Origin of the sequence: Streptomyces sp. NBC_01210 (assembly GCF_036010325.1) — a bacterium.
Taxonomy (GTDB): domain Bacteria; phylum Actinomycetota; class Actinomycetes; order Streptomycetales; family Streptomycetaceae; genus Streptomyces.
The window spans coordinates 8,832,056-8,847,573 of the sequence record NZ_CP108549.1 but is presented as its reverse complement, the minus strand read 5'-3'; the positions used below and the strand labels follow the sequence as shown (position 1 = coordinate 8,847,573).

General features: G+C 68.9%; 10 protein-coding genes. 6 read left to right on the top strand and 4 right to left on the bottom strand.

The genetic code is table 11. The annotated features are described in order from the left end of the window. Window positions 1-108 precede the first annotated feature (108 nt). On the bottom strand, window positions 109-1,521 hold the full coding sequence (locus tag OG735_RS39890; RefSeq protein WP_327328023.1) for a family 2B encapsulin nanocompartment shell protein: 1,413 nt from the start codon (window positions 1,519-1,521) through the stop codon (window positions 109-111). A 388-nt stretch (window positions 1,522-1,909) separates the two neighbouring features. Here OG735_RS39890 and OG735_RS39885 point away from each other — a divergent pair, with 388 nt between their 5' ends. From OG735_RS39885 to OG735_RS39875, 3 genes are all read left to right on the top strand, one after another. Beyond that, window positions 1,910-2,317, top strand: coding sequence for a YciI family protein (locus OG735_RS39885; RefSeq protein WP_327328022.1), 408 nt, complete (start codon window positions 1,910-1,912; stop codon window positions 2,315-2,317). Window positions 2,318-2,325: 8 nt separating this feature from the next. Further along, window positions 2,326-3,471, top strand: a complete 1,146-nt coding sequence (locus OG735_RS39880; RefSeq protein ID WP_327328619.1) for an RNA polymerase sigma factor — start codon at window positions 2,326-2,328, stop codon at window positions 3,469-3,471. A 623-nt stretch (window positions 3,472-4,094) separates the two neighbouring features. After that, the gene (locus OG735_RS39875) at window positions 4,095-4,709 is read left to right on the top strand and encodes a hypothetical protein (RefSeq protein ID WP_327328021.1); all 615 of its coding nucleotides are present in this window, start codon (window positions 4,095-4,097) and stop codon (window positions 4,707-4,709) included. A 347-nt stretch (window positions 4,710-5,056) separates the two neighbouring features. Here OG735_RS39875 and OG735_RS39870 read toward each other — a convergent pair whose 3' ends face one another. Continuing rightward, window positions 5,057-5,473 (bottom strand): VOC family protein, encoded by a 417-nt coding sequence (locus OG735_RS39870; protein WP_327328020.1) that lies wholly within the window; start codon window positions 5,471-5,473, stop codon window positions 5,057-5,059. A gap of 113 nt (window positions 5,474-5,586) precedes the next feature. On the opposite strand from OG735_RS39870, the gene OG735_RS39865 reads away from it, so the two are divergent. The 3 genes from OG735_RS39865 to OG735_RS39855 all read left to right on the top strand — a co-directional run bounded on the left by OG735_RS39865 (window position 5,587) and on the right by OG735_RS39855 (window position 10,459). After that, window positions 5,587-6,486 carry an NAD-dependent epimerase/dehydratase family protein gene (locus tag OG735_RS39865; RefSeq protein ID WP_327328019.1) on the top strand — a complete coding sequence of 300 codons (900 nt, stop codon included), beginning with the start codon at window positions 5,587-5,589 and terminating at the stop codon, window positions 6,484-6,486. 349 nt (window positions 6,487-6,835) lie between these two features. Continuing rightward, entirely contained in the window at window positions 6,836-9,385 is a 2,550-nt protein-coding gene (locus OG735_RS39860) for a discoidin domain-containing protein (protein WP_327328018.1), read from the top strand. 201 nt (window positions 9,386-9,586) lie between these two features. Then, entirely contained in the window at window positions 9,587-10,459 is an 873-nt protein-coding gene (locus OG735_RS39855; protein ID WP_327328017.1) for a hypothetical protein, read from the top strand. Here OG735_RS39855 and OG735_RS39850 read toward each other — a convergent pair. Next, entirely contained in the window at window positions 10,443-14,399 is a 3,957-nt protein-coding gene (locus OG735_RS39850) for an AAA family ATPase (RefSeq protein WP_327328016.1), read from the bottom strand. The two genes, OG735_RS39855 and OG735_RS39850, sit on opposite strands and share 17 nt — an antisense overlap. Further along, window positions 14,396-15,280, bottom strand: coding sequence for a tetratricopeptide repeat protein (locus tag OG735_RS39845; protein ID WP_327328015.1), 885 nt, complete (start codon window positions 15,278-15,280; stop codon window positions 14,396-14,398). Before OG735_RS39845 ends, OG735_RS39850 begins: the two co-directional genes overlap by 4 nt. Window positions 15,281-15,518 lie beyond the last annotated feature (238 nt).

Below are 15,518 nucleotides of genomic sequence, written 5' to 3'. Positions count from 1 at the left end.
CATGCCTGCGTGGCGCGTCATACGTGGGCGCAGGCGTGAGCGGACGCGGACGGCGTGCGGCCGGCCGAGCCGGGGCAGCGGGGCAGTTTGGGTGCCCGTCAGCTGCGGTCAGCGCCAGCGGCCGACTTCGACGTTCTCCAGGATGCCGAGGGCGTCGGGGACCAGGATCGCGGCCGAGTAGTAGGCGGTGACGAGGTAGGAGATGATCGCCTGCTCGTCGATGCCCATGAAACGCACCGACAGGCTCGGCTCGATCTCGTCCGGGATCCCCAACTGCCGCAGCCCGATCACGCCCTGGTCGTCTTCACCCGTGCGCATGCACAGGATCGAGGTCGTACGAGCTTCACTGACGGGGATCTTCCCGCACGGATAGATCGGCACCCCGCGCCAGGAAGGGATGCGGTGGCCGCCGATGTCCACCCGCTCCAGGGACAGGCCGCGCTTGTTGCACTCGCGCCCGAATGCGGCGATGGCCCGGGGGTGGGCGAGGAAGAACTTGTTCCCGCGCCGCCGCGAGAGCAGTTCGTCCATGTCGTCGGGACTGGGCACCCCGTCATGGGGCTGGAGGCGCTGCGCGTAGTCGCAGTTGCTGAGCAGCCCGAACTCCGGGTTGTTGACGAGCTCGTGTTCCTGGCGCTCGCGCAGCGCCTCAAGGGTGAGGCGGAGCTGCTGCTCGGTCTGGTTCATCGGTTCGTTGTAGAGGTCGGCGATGCGGCTGTGGATTTTCAGGACCGTCTGCGCGATGGAGAGCTCGTACTCGCGCGGCTTGGGCTCGTAGTCGACGAAGGTGTGGGGGATGAGTGGCTCGCCCACGTGTCCGGCCGCGAGGTCGATCGCCGCCTCGCCGTACCTGTTGGTGCGCTGCTGCGGGAGCGCCGCGACGGTGTCCAGGTGGCTGCCCAGCGACTGGGCGCGTGCGGCGAGGTTGTCGACATCCCTCTTGGACAGCACCAGCACCGTGCAGGCGGTGGTGGCGCGGAATGTGCACTCCCAGGCCGGCTCCGTTTCGGTCAGACACTGGTCGCCGAAGTAGGCGCCGTCGGCCAGGAATCCCAGAACGGCGTCTCCGCCGTAGGGTCCGGTGCCAACTTTGTCGACGCGGCCGTGCGCCAGCAGGAAGACGCGGTCGTTCGCGTCGCCGGCACGGGCCAGCACCGTGCCCGGCGCGCAGTCGACCTGCTCGCAACGACCGGCCATCTCGCCCAGCACCGCCTCGTCGCCGTACCCCCTGAGCGCCGGCAGTTCCCCCAGCTCTGCCGGGATGACCGAGACCCGCCCGCCGGTCTGCACGAACGTCACCCGCCCGTCACCCACGGCGTAGCTCAGCCGCCGGTTCACCCGGTAGGTTCCGCCCTGCACATCCACCCACGGCAGCATCCGTAGCAGCCACCGCGAGGAGGTCTCCTGCATCTGCGGAACGGACTTCGCGGTCGTCGCCAGGTTCCGCGCGGCGGACGTCGCCAGACTCTGTTGCTCGGACGCTTGCGCTTGCACGGCTTCCCGGTCGGCTTCAACGGTCATGCGTGATCCTCAGCTCTCCTGTAGGTGCCGACTCACCCTCCTTCCTAATCACTTCGCCTGTCATCACACGAAAGAAGGTGAATGCCCCTTTCCCGTCCGGGGTAGCCAGGCAACCGTGTCGTTTCTTCGCACAAACGTCCATATGCGGTCAATCACTGTCGGCGCCCTTCTCTTGATTCAGTTGCTCGGTCGCTGCTGATCTTGGAAGGCCTCGCTCCGTCTCGCCCTCGCGCCACGGCGTGGACGCGGACACCACGAGACGGCTCATCCAGGCTCATCGACGAGATTCTTAAAAAGTTCGGACGGCGATGTCGAGAACCCGTGACCGGCTCCGTCCCAGCATTGAGGGCGACCACAATGGGTCGTACCAGCACCGAGGAGAGACACGATGGCCAAGTACCTGCTGCTCAAGCACTACCGCGGCGCCCCGGCGGCGGTCAACGACGTGCCCATGGACCAGTGGACGCCGGAGGAGATCTCGGCCCACATGCAGTACATGCAGGACTTCGCGGACCGGCTCGAGAAGACCGGCGAGTTCGTCGACGGTCAGGCGCTCGCCCCCGAGGGGACGTTCGTCCGGTACGACGGCGAGGGTCGCCCGCCGGTAACCGACGGACCGTTCGCCGAGACCAAGGACCTCATCGCCGGCTGGATGGTGATCGACGTCGACAGCTACGAGCGCGCCATCGAGCTGGCCGGGGAACTGTCGGCCGCCCCCGGGGCGGGCGGGAAGCCGATCCACGAGTGGCTCGAGCTGCGCCCGTTCCTGGCCGCGCCGCCCACCATCACGGAGTGACCTCATCGATGAACGAGGCCCTGCTCCGGAGCCTCACGCCGAGCGTGCTCGGGGTCCTCGTCCGCCGCGGAGCCGACTTCGCGGCGGCCGAGGACGCCGTGCAGGACGCGCTGGTCGAGGCGGTCCGCGTCTGGCCGGCCGACCTGCCGCGGGACCCGAAGGGCTGGCTGGTCACCGTGGCCTGGCGCCGGTTCCTCGACGCGACGCGGGCGGACACTGCCCGCCGCCGGCGTGAGGACCTCGTCGACGAGGAGCCGGCGCCCGGGCCCGCGCCCGCGGTGGACGACACGCTCCAGCTCTACTTTCTGTGCGCCCACCCGTCGCTGACACCGTCGTCCGCGGTCGCGCTCACGCTGCGCGCCGTCGGCGGGCTGACCACCCGCCAGATCGCCCAGGCCTACCTGGTGCCCGAGGCGACCATGGCGCAGCGCATCAGCCGGGCCAAGCGCACCGTCGCCGGCGTGCGGTTCGACCAGCCCGGCGACGTCGCCACCGTGCTGCGCGTCCTCTACCTGGTCTTCAACGAGGGCTACTCCGGCGACGTCGACCTCGCCGCCGAGGCCATTCGACTCACCCGGCAGCTCGCGGCCGCGATCGACCACCCCGAGGTGGCAGGGCTGCTCGCCCTCATGCTGCTCCACCACGCCCGGCGCGCCGCCAGGACCGCACCCGACGGCAGCCTGGTGCCGCTCGCCGAGCAGGACCGCGGCCGGTGGGACACCGAGTCGATCGCCGAGGGCGTCGAGATCCTGCAGGCGGCCCTCGCCCGCGACCGGCTGGGCGAGTTCCAGACCCAGGCCGCCATCGCGGCACTCCACGCTGACGCGCCCACCGCCAAGGAGACTGACTGGGTACAGATCGTCGAGTGGTACGACGAGCTCGCGCGCCTGACCAACAGCCCGGTCGTCCGGCTCAACCGCGCGGTTGCCGTCGGCGAGGCCGACGGACCGCGCGCCGGCCTGGCGGCGCTCGTGGCGCTGGACGACTCACTGCCCCGCCACGCCGCGGTGGCGGCGTACCTCCACGAACGCGACGGCGACCTTGCGACGGCGGCACGGCTGTACGCCGAGGCGGCCCAAAAGGCACCCAACCTCGCCGAGCGCGACCACCTGACGCGCCAGGCCGCCCGGCTCAACGCCCGCCGGTATCGCTGACAGGTCCCGCTCGGATTCTCCCGCGGCACTTGGCGCGGCCCCGTGGCCAGATCGGTCGCCTCAAAGTGAGTAGGCGGGTCGAGACCAGCTGCACGACGCGTTGCCGGCGGGGAACCTTGGCAGCGACGACATGCGCGCTGGAGGCGTGGTGTCCCAATAGACCCGCCCGCTGCAGTGCCCGGTGAAGGTGACCCGTCTGCGACGGTTCGGCTGCCTGAAAAGCGGCTCACCCAGACTCATCTACGAAGAGCCGGTTTGAGCGCGCATGGCCGCCGTGACGCTGGGCATCACGGCGGCCGCGCCTCTGGCGTCAACACCGACCCGCCCTGGAAGCGACCGGCAATTGCCCGACTGGCACCGGTAACCTACCGCCGGTCGCCAGCCAGACGGGCACTGCGGGAGATCGCCCGACGGCACGTGGTCTGCGTGGCTCGGAGCTGCACTGTGAGCAGCTGGGCGATCACGCCCTCAACACCTCGCCGCTGGCACGGCAGCAGGGGTGCGGCCCCTCGCGACCTGATGATTCGGTTCTGGCAAGATCGTGCGACAGATCGAGAGTCTGGCCGCGTGAGCGAGCTGCCCCGGTCGGACAACGGGGAATTCAACGGGGAAAGTGAGATGAGATGCGTACGTGGACTCGTGCCATGCCGGCGGCGGTGGGTGCTCTGGCGGTGGGCTTGGCACTGACCGGCTGCAACGACTCGGGGTCGAGCAAGAGTCGGGCCGGCTCCGGCTCCCGCGCGTCCGACTCCGGTTCGGACGCGTCGGACGGCAAGAAGACCTTCCGTCTGGGTGAGGCCGGCCCGGAGGAGGAAAGCGACATGCAGAAGTCGTCGGGCGCCAAGTACACGGTCACACCGACCAAGGTGCAGACCGGCACCAAGGCCGACATGGACAACTCCGGGCTGAAGAAGGACACGAAGGACGGCCCGCAGATACCCGTCTACGTTTGGTCGACGCTCACTCACAAGAGCGGCAAAGCCATGGAGATCGGCGACATGGACGACGACCTCGTCGTCAAGACGGTCAACGGCCAGCGCACCCGTGCCCTCATCGTCCTGATGGGCGAGGCGAAATGGCCCAACTGCCCAGCGCCGGACCCAGGCAAGAAGCTCAGCGCGGGCCAGTCGGAGAAGATCTGCACCGCCTTCCTCATCCCGGAGGGCCAGAAGGCAGCCGCGGTAGAGCTGACCCAGGGCTTCTACAAGGAACCGCTGGAGTGGCCGGTCACCAACTGACCGGCCCGCTTGTAGACGCGAGCGACAGCGCGGCCCCTTCCGTCTCGGCGGGGCCGCGTTGTCGCTCGCCGCTTCAGGCCGGCCTGAACGCAGCCCGCGCCCACCTCGCCGAGCACGGCAACGTTCAGCCCACAGAAGTACGTCACCAATGGCCACATCACCGCAGGCTTCGCCCCGCTCGCGACGTCGCAGAAGCTCCGCCTCGCCGCCCGAGGGTGCCGAGTGGTGGGCCTGCTATCCCCGCGCGTGCGGGAGCAGTGGCGGCCGACGACGGCTGCACCCTGATTTCGAGCCGCCCCAGGGCCCGGCACCAGTGGCAGGGCCCTTGAGGACGATGCCAGAAAGCGTCAAGCCCCGGCCTCAGTGATGTTGACCATCCAGCCGATCTCGAACTTGTCCGTACACATGCCGAACACGTCGCCCCACATCTGCTTCTCCAGCGGGACCGACACATTTCCCCCGTCGGACAGCTTCTCCCAGTAGCCGCGCAGCTCATCGGCGTCGTCGCCGCTCAGACTCACGGCGAAGTTGTTGCCGGGCTTGCGGTCCATGCCGGGAGGGTTGTCGGCACCCATGAGCGTGAAGCCGCTCGGGGTCTCCAGCTGGCCATGCATGATCTTGTCGGCGTACCCGGGCGGCGCCTCTGAGCCGAAGTCGCCGAAGGTGTGGACCGTCAAGGTGCCGCCGAAGACGTCCTTGTAGAACTCCATGGCTTGCTTGGCGTCACCGGCGAAGCTGATGTACGGGTTGAGTCGAGAGGCCACAGCACGATCCTTTCGTGATGGTTTGTCAGGACTGCACAGTAGCCCCGGTCGACCCCCGCCGTCGTGATCTCCATCGCCTTCTGGACGCCTTCGATGAAGAACCGACCCCGCTCATGTCAGCTCCCCAGTCGCTCACCGCGACGACCGGAGATGAGACGATCACCGTCGGCCCGCATCAGGGCGGGGTTGGGGTCTTGCAGGGAGGCGCAGTGGGGCTGGGAACGGTGGTCGTTACTGGTGCGGCAGGGAATATCGGCTCGGTCGTGCGGCAGGCCTTGCGCACAGAGGTGAGCCAACTGGTCCTGCTCGATCGCGTTCCGCTTCAGCAAGAGGCAGCAAACGAGGTGGTCCACACCGTCGACCTGCGAGATGCCCCCGCCGTAGAAGCCGCGCTCTCGGGTGCGGATGCCGTGCTCCACCTGGGCGGGCTGCCGGATGAAGCACCGCTGCCCGACCTCCTGGAAGCCAATGTGCTGGGTACCCACCATGTTCTCGAAGCCGCCCGGCGCACGGCGATTCCGCGTGTAGTGCTGGCCAGCAGCAACCGCGTGACCGGGTTCTATCCCACAGCGCATCTCACCGGCCCGCAAGAACCTGTGCGCCCGGATGGTCTGTACGGGGTGAGCAAGGCAGCTATCGAGGCCCTGGGACAGCTCTATGCGGACAAGTTCGGCCTCTCCGTGATCTGCCTGCGCATCGGCAGCTTCGAGGAGGCCCCCACCGAGCCCCGCCACCTCGCGACCTGGTTGAGCCCGCGGGATGCCGTCGGCTTCAGCAGGGCCGCACTCGCCGCCCCTCTCTCCACTCGCTTTGCCACCGTGTACGCCGTCTCCGCCAACACCCGCCGCTTCTGGGAACTCCCCACGGAATCCGAACTGGCCTACACACCCGCCGACAACGCCGAAGGACACACAGCACACATCACCGACGCCCACGTCCCTGCCGACCCCGCAGCTCCGCAAGCCGGCCCGTACGCCCTGCCCGAATTCACGTTGAAGCACATTCAGCCCTGATCTGACCTTGGCCCACCGCTCGGGCGCTCGAAAGATGGCTCGCCGACGTGAGGACCAAGAGCAGTCGACTCGTTGGGCTTGGGGCCGGTCAGTGGAAGAGTCAGTCACCGTCGTTCCGGGGGCGGTACAGAGCAGCCTGCCACCGTCCTGCCTCACCCGGCCAGAGGATCGTCCAATCGCGGCCCAGAACGGGCTGAACCTCTTACGACGAACACCGCTTGACGCCCCTCACGTCGTGGCTGTCCATGATGACCGCAGAGTCTTTACAACCCTCGGGCGTGCTGCCATGGTCATGTCCCACGTGGCGTCGCCGCGGAAGGCGACGCCCTGTTCGTGGGGGGACGTCGACATGATCCGTGGCTTCGCACCGTTGCGTCTCAGGCGACTGTCCCGGTTCAGATCCCGGAGCCTGATCCTGCTGGCCCTGACCGCAACCCTCGCGGTTCTCCTCCCCCTCCTCATCTTCGGCGGCAGCGCGAGCGCCGGACCGGGGCAGGCTCTGCCCGCGGCGGACCCGACGTCCCCGCCGCCGGCCCCGCACCACCAGGCCGCCCCCGCCGCCGCCATGGAGCCCGCCGCGCCCACCCTGCCCCGCGACGGCTGGACCGCGACCGCGAGCGACCACGAGACGGCAAAGGGCGACCACAGTCCAGCCCGCGCCTTGGACGCCGACCCCAACACCATGTGGCACAGCAAGTGGACCGCCCCGACCACCGCGTTGCCGCACAGCATCACCATCGACATGAAGAAGACGGTGGTCGTCTCCGCGCTGGTCTACCAGCCGCGAGCCACCGGCATCAACGGCCGGGTCGGCGAGTACGCGATCCACCTGAGCGCCGACGGCGCCGCGTGGGGTGCTGCCGTGGCCACCGGCACCCTGGCCGACGACAACACCGTCAAGACCCTGAGCTTCGCGCCCAAGGGCGCCCGCTACATACGCCTGACCGCGACCACCGAGGCCGGCAGCCGCGGCCCCTGGACCAGCGCCGGCGAGATCAACCTGCTCGGCGATCCGGGCACCACCGCCTCCGTGGTCGATCTGCCCCGCGACGGCTGGACCGCGACCGCGAGCGACCAGGAGACGGCGAAAGGCGACCACAGAGCCACCCACGCCCTGGACGCCGACCCCAACACCATGTGGCACAGCAAGTGGACCGCCCCGACCACCGCGTTGCCACACAGCATCACCATCGACATGAAAACGGCCCGCCCCGTCTCCGCCCTCTCCTACGAGCCCCGCCGCACCGGCGTCAACGGCCGTATCGGCGCCTACACCGTCACCACCAGCACCAACGGCACCACCTTCAGCACTCCGGTGGCGAGCGGCACCTGGAAGGACGACGACACGTTGAAGGGCACCACCTTCACGCGTACCGTCACCGCGCGCTACATACGGCTCACCGCGACCACCGAGGCGGGGCGCCGCGGGCCGTGGTCCTCAGCAGCCGAGATCCGGGTCAGCGGTCCCGCCGACCCCGCCGCCCACGGCATGTGGGGCAGGGTGACGGGCTTCCCGCTGGTCCCCGTAGCCACCGCGGTGCTGCCCAACAACAAGATGCTCGCGTGGTCCGCGTACGGCGTCGACCGCTTCGGCGGCAGCCACGGCTACACCCAGACCGCGATCATGGACCTCGCTACCGGGCGCGTCACCCAGCGCCGCGTGGACAACACCGGGCACGACATGTTCTGCCCCGGCATCGCGGTGCTCGAGGACAGCCGGGTCCTGGTCACCGGCGGCTCCAACGCCAAGCGCGCCAGCATATACGACCCCGCGACCGACGCATGGACCTCGACCGCGGACATGAACGTCGCACGCGGCTACCAGGCGATGACGCTCCTTTCCACCGGTGACGCCTTCGTCCTCGGCGGATCCTGGAGCGGCGGCAACGGCGGCAAGGGCGGTGAGGTCTGGTCCTCCGCCAACGGCACATGGCGCAAGCTCAGCGGCGTCCCCGTCACCACGACCATGACCGCCGACCCGCGCGGCCCCTACCGCGCCGACAACCACCAGTGGCTGCACGCCACCTCGATGGGGCGCGTGCTGCACCTCGGCCCCAGCAAGCGGATCAACTGGATCTCCACCAGCGGCAACGGCAGCATCACCGCGGCCGGCACCCGCGCCGACAGCCCGGACGCGATGAACGGCAACGCGGTCGCATACGACATCGGCAGGCTGCTCACCCTGGGCGGCGCCACCGCGTACGAGAACGTGAAGGCGACCAGGCGCGCCTACACCGTCGACCTCAACGGGGGCGGTACGCCGGTCAGCTCCCGCACCGGCGACATGGCCTACGCCCGCGCCTTCGGCAACAGCGTCGTGATGCCGGACGGCAAGGTCGCGGTCTTCGGCGGCCAGTCCTACCCGGTCCCGTTCAGCGACGCGACCTCGGCGATGACCCCCGAGATCTGGGACCCGGCGACAGGCAGGTTCACGCGGATGGCGTCGATGGCGGTGCCGCGCAACTACCACAGCGTCGCCAACCTGCTGCCCGACGGCCGCATCTTCAGCGGCGGCGGCGGCTTGTGCGGCGCCTGCGCCACCAATCACGCTGACGGGGCGATCTTCACCCCGCCCTATCTCCTCAACGCCGACGGCACGGAGAGAACCCGGCCCGTCATCAGCGGCGGCGTCCCGGCCCACGCGGCCAACGGGGCAAAACTCGCGGTGACCACCGACTCGGAGGTCACCTCGTTCGTGCTGGTCCGGGCGGGCGCCGCGACCCACTCCACGGACAACGACCAGCGCCGCGTGCCGCTCACCTTCCGCCCGACAGGCACCGGCGCCTATGAGGTCACGGTGCCGGCCGACCCGGGCGTGGCGCTTCCAGGCACATACTTCCTCTTCGCGCTGAACGCCCAAGGAGTGCCCAGCAAAGCCACCTTGCTCAACCTGCACTGACGCCAGGCGTCCTCAGCGGATCCTTTGGCTGGAGCGCCCTTGCCTCTGAGCTCCTGGCGCGGCCGTATGCCGTGCTGCTAGCGTCCGTTGCAATGCCGGAGTTCTACGGATGCGGTTACGGGGCCCGGAGAGTTGGCTCGGCAGCAGGGCTTGTCCGGCCTTGAGAGGGCAACGCTGGGGGGCGGCGTGGGTGTCAATACGTTGTCGGGAGTTCACGGCATCTGGAACTACCAGTACCTGAAAGACGCAGCGTTCGACATGCCCGGGGCGATCGGCGCGATCGGAGCAGACTGGTCCAGGTGGGTGGGGCGGGGTCTGCGGAAGGTGGACGCCGCGTTAGCCCCTCCCGGTCCGATACCCGTCGCGTACTACTCCGACTGCCTGTTCCGCGGCGTTCGCATGGGCGGCGAGGATCCCAGGCGGCTTACACCGTTCGGCCAGGAGTTGCTCGCGGCGTGGATCGAGGAGGTGCGCTTGGCGGAGGTGGGAGTGGCGGCTGCGCCGCTCGTGCCCCAGGGGCGGCTGACGTTCGCGTTGCGCTCCATGGTGCAGTGGTTCACGGAGCGGTTCGGTCAGCGGTCCCTGCGGATCGTCTCCGCGACAGTGGGCGAACTCGCCGCGTACTTCGATCCGGAGTCCCCTGCCGCGCGGCTCCAGGCGCAGGATCGGGTGGCCACGATGCTGCGGTGCCACCGCCCTCGAGTACTGCTCGCTCACTCGCTCGGCAGCGTCGTGGCCTACGAGACGCTGAGCGCGCATCCCGATCTCGAGGTCGACCTGTTCGTGACGATGGGCAGCCCTCTGGCGATGCGAACTGTGGTGTTTGAGAGGCTGTCACCCGTGCCACAAGGGCGCGGGGCCAAACCGCCCGGGGCGGCCGCGTGGGTGAATATCGCGGACCGTGGTGACCCAGTGGCCGTGCCGAGGCACGGGATGTCGCAACGCTTCATAGATGTGGTGCGGGACCGCGAGACGAGCATTCATCTCGTCGACCCGCATACGGCGAAGAACTATCTGCGCTGCGCCGAGCTGGTCGAGGAGATCCTGCCGCATGTCACTACGAGGAGCGCCTAGACAGGTGCTCCAGTGCGTAGACGCGCCCTCCTGCGCCGACGAGGAGCAGTCCGTCGCCCATCGGCGTGATAGCGAAGACCGGTAGGCCGAAGTCCATCCGGGCCGTAGGCCGGCGAGCTTCCAGGTCCCAGATCTGAACTGCGCCGTCGACGCCACCCGAGAGGGCTACGGGACGCCCGGCGAGAAGTGTGGTGACGAGGACGGTGACGGCGCCGCGATGGCTCCCCACCAAATGGTCGCCGATTCTCACACGACCGTCGGCGTCGGCGGCGGCGGTGATCAGTTCGCCAGCCACGAAAGCTGTGCTCTGCCGAGGATCCTTCGTGACCTGTTCCGCCTCCTGCCAGGGCGGCCGGGCGTGCGCTGCAGTATCGACATCCCAGATGCGGCAGCCACGCGCCGACCGCACCAGGGCCACCGGCGTGCCGCCCAGCATGATCTCCTCCACCCCGACCACGGGATCGCCGTCGCCGAGCAGCGGCTCCTGCACAGGCCAGCCAGTCACAAGGTCCACCGCGTGGCAGGTACCTTCCTCATCGCCGTACACGGCCACCGCTCCTCTACCGGTCCTGCCCACCGTGGTCAGGGCCCCGAGGGCGGTCACCCGCGGCGCTGCAGAGCCTGCCGTACCTATACCGGAGGAATCAGGGCCGATGAGGGCGACATGGCCCGCACCGTCGTGGCCGAAGTCGCGCAGCCGGGCTCGACGGTTGAGGCTCCACAGTGCCGTGGGTCCGTCTCCGCCGACCAGGCAGCGCAGATCTCCGTCCCGCGTTCTGTGAAGAGCAACGGCCCGTACCGGCTCGCGATCGACCTGGATCGGGTCCCCGACTCGTTGGAAGGTGGCCAGGTCCCACACGGTCAGGGAGCCGTCCTGGCTGCCGACAACCGCGACAGATTGATCCCTCAGTTGTCCAATGGCAACCGCGTTCGCAGATCCGCCGCTGCCTTCGAGCAACCGCTGCTGGGTATGGGTCTGCACGTCCCAGATCGCTGTGGCGCCATCGGCGCGGCCCGCCAGCAGGACGAGACGCTTGGCAGAGTGGCCGATCGCAGTGGAGCAGACGGCGGACGAGTTCGTCCAGACGTGCGGCGTGGGAGCACTTGGCTCACCGCAGTACCAACTCCACAGTTTGCCCGAGCGGCTGACGCAGCCGACGGCTACCGAGCTGCCGTGTCCGACAGCCGTGATCGCGGTCGGTGGCCCATCGGGGACCGTGACCGGCGGACCCACCCGCTCGCCGGAGGCCACGTCGCGTGTGGTGACCTCACCTGCGCTGTTCCCGCTGATGACGAGGGAGCCTCCTGCGTAGTCGACCGTGGCCAGCGCCGTAACGGCAGCGCTCTGCCGGGGCCAGGTGGTCGCACGGCCCGAGCGGTCGGTGATTGTCACCTGCCCCTGTGAGGTGCCTACGATCAGAACACTCCGCCCATTGACGCGGCTGAGCCCGAGGGCGCGTGGTGCCGCTGGGGCCGGCTCATTGGCCCGGGGCTGGTGCCAGTTCCACGAGCGCAGATCGCCGCGGCTGGTGAGGACAGCAACGGCCAGCCCTGTGGAGAACGTGTCGTCCGCTTCACTGCCGGCCGCCCACAACGGGGCCCAGGGTAGGGGCTGTTCCCCTGATAGGTCTGCCACGCGGCGGGCGAGGTCGGGCTGACCTTCCTCGACGGCTGCCAAGGCCAGGGCGGTGCGTCGGTCGGCCGTACGCCGCGCGTCGTGCCATCGCGTCACGACCCGGCGCACCGATCCTGTCAGTGACGGCAGGTAGGTACTGGGGGCGGCGTGGAGGAGGTATCCGGGGTCCGTGAGTACGACGTCCGCCGCTGCGCCGCTGCGGCCTGCGTGCCCCAGGGTGTGGCGGAGTACATAGGGCTCGGCGGCGGACCAGTGGCGGCGGCCCGGCGGCCCGAGTCCGTCCAGAAGGGCGTGGAACACCGGCTCGACGTCCTGCCTGCGGTGGAGGTAATGCGTGAGTCCACCGTGGAAGAGCCGGTGGACGGAGACCGCGTCTTCGTCGACGGAGCGGCGCAGGTAGGTGTGTCCTGCGGTCAGGGCTGTCTGGATGTCCGTGAGCGAGGGGGGAGGACCGGGGTTCAGAGCCGCTACGACGCGCTGGATCACGGAGCTTGGCATGCCGTCGCCGCGCGCGTGCGCGAGGGCCGTCAGAACGGGGCGCAGCCACGGATCGGCGCTCGGGCGGGCCAGGTCCAGATCGAGGACCTCGGGCAGCGTGCGGGGCGCTGATGCCCCGAAGCGTTCGGCGGCGTCGTTTCCGGAGGAGGGGTCGAACGACGCCAGGAAGTGGTGGGTGTAGAGACCGGCCACCAGGAATTCGCCCCACCCGCTGCCCCGTCGGGCAACGAGGGTTTCTGCAAGGGCGCCGGCGAATGCTCCGGTCATCTGATGGCGGCTGCGGAACTCGGGCACACTGCGGAGCAGTCCGCTCACGTAGGCGTGCAAGTCCGCGAGCAGAACGGAGGGGGGTACGTCGTCGAGGTCGAAGCACTGGCCGGTGGCGGTAGCGAGACTGCTGAGCTTTGCGCTCTCCTCGTAGTTCCTGGCCGCGACGAGGATCCGCACGGCGGCGGTGCCGGAGCGGTTCGCTGTGGCCAGGCGTGTGAGCCAGTCGGATGTGGCTGCGACGTTGTCGGCCTCGTCGAGTGCGTCGACTACCAGTGTCGGCGGCTGGGTGTGCGGCTGCGCGTGCAGGGCAGTGAGGAACTGTTCGGGCGTGGGGTCGCCGAGGCCGAGCTGGCGACCGAGCGAGGTGGCGATCGCGTCGAGTCCTCGGTATCGGGCGTGGGCGACCGCGAGGCGCTCGAGCGGCATGGGAGCAGCCGCGACATTGTCCCAAACGGCCCGGGTGGGCTCACGTAGCCGTGGGTGAGCGGCGCAGACCAGCAGGCCGAGGAGTGCAGACTTGCCGGCCCCGGGGCTGCCGGTGACCACGGATATCGGCGAGGCACCTTCGCCCCCGAGCCAGCGGGACAGGCGGCGCAGCTCGTGGGCACGGCCGCTGAAGCCGCTGCCGATGCCCTCGCGAGGGTCGTGGACCTCATCCAGTCCAATCGCGGAGTCGATGAAGTGCCGCAGATCCGGTCCGTGGTCCGCCTGGTCGAGGAAGGAGCTGAGTCTGAGGACGGAGTCAAGGGGCCGGTGGAAAGCGTCGGCGGTGGCTTCCGCGGTCCGCTTTTCAGCGAGGTAGGCGGGATTGGGGAACAGTGGCAGCACGACTGGCTGGTCGGTGACCTCGACACGGCTGGCGGTGACGTACTGCCGGTAGACGCGGTTGGCGTCGGCCATCCTTACGACAGCACGGCGGACAGTGTCCACGAGAGTGCCCAAGGGTATGTACGCGGCGCGGGGCGCCAGGTCCAGGCGCTGTGCTGCCATGTCACGCAGCACTTCAGTGAGCGCCTTGGTAAAGTGCCCGTTGAAGGCGTCGCGGTCAGGCTCACAGGCGGCGATGACCCAGCCTCGTCGACCGGTCCTGTCATACCGCGGCTGCCACGGCAGCTGCGTTACCGTCCCGGAGTTGCAGAGGTCGAGGGTGAACAGGACGACTGGCCGGCCCTCGACGTGCTGGAGCCCGGTCAGCCACCCTCCGATCTCCGTGCTCTCGTGCGGCACCGCATCGGCGCCCAGGGCGTAGAGGGAGCCGTCACGGCCCTCTCCGTGCGTCAGCAAGTGCACCAGCAGGGCGGTGTCGGGTCCGGCCGCCTCCAGCGTTTCCCGCACCAGTTGGCCGAGGCCGACCGCGGTGATGCCTGGCTCGGTGACGGTGGTGACGGAGAAGCCGAACTCTTCGTCGAGCACCGCTGCGAGTTCTTGGACAGCACTGGCTGCGAAGTCGAGGTCAGCGAGTGCCTCGTCGTCGGATCCCGTGAAGCCGGATACAGCAACCAGCAGAGCGCGCCGGTCTCGGGCCTGGAAGGTCACACTCGTGTCTCCGACAGCCGGTCGAGAAGACGTCGGATCCTGCCGGTATGGACCGACGGCAGCCGATCGGCCACCGTGACAGCTGCGCGGAGGGCGGCGCGGGCACGCTCGACGTCTCCTGCGCGTAGCCGGACGTCGGCGATCCTCCGGTGCGTGCGTGCCCGATGCGGGGCGAGGATCAGGGCATCATTCAACTCGGCCTCGCCGTCGTCCGACCGGCCGATCGCAATGAGGCTTACTCCGCGGGCAGACTTGAGATCGGCTCGTCGGTCCGGCGGGTCATCCTCGGACACCGACAGGCGGTCCAGATCGGTGAGGGCGGCGTGTGGGTGCCCAAGATCGGCATGAATTTGCCCGCGTGCAAGCAGGGCTGACTGGTTGTCCGGCGCGACGGCCAGCGCCCGCGTGAGATAGGTGAGGGCGTTGGCCTCCTGCCCCGCGTACCACTGAGCGTATCCGAGGCCTTCCAGCAGCACAGGGTCGTCCGGCAGCAGAGCCAGCCCTTCATACAGCACGGCGGCGGATTCCTCGTAGTCACCGGTGGTGAACCGCACTTCGGCCAGGGCCCGGTACAAGCGAGCAGTGGACGACAAGTCACCGACGACGGTGAAGAGCGATAACGCTTCCCGGTAGTAGTCGATCGCGACGCTGGTATCGCCCGCGAAGCGAGCGATGGCGCCGCGCACGGCAAGGGCGTCGGCTACACCCCATTCGTCGTGCCTTCTACGGTAGCCGTCAGCGGCTTCCAGGATGAGCCGCTTTGCCGCCTCGAAATCCGCCGCGCAATATGCACTTTCTGCGGCTACTCGCAGTTCGTCGGCTGTCTGAGGGGGAACTTCCTCTTGCTGGAGCGGCGCCGGGACCGGTTCGCGGTAGGGCATAGATAACCCATACCACGGCGCAAGATCGGTCCCTGTGGTGCCGGAAGTCTCAGCGACGGAGTGCGCAGGCGCCTCACTCATGGCCGCCTCCAAACAGGTGGCTCCCCGACCAGGCATCCAAGCAGTCCTGCATACAAGTGTTTCGCCCGGCCGCTCGACTTGTCAATCGAGATGGCAGCCCCGCGCCTCGTCATGCCATCAGTCTCAGCCATCCGCGTCTCTGTCCCCAAGCGTCCCA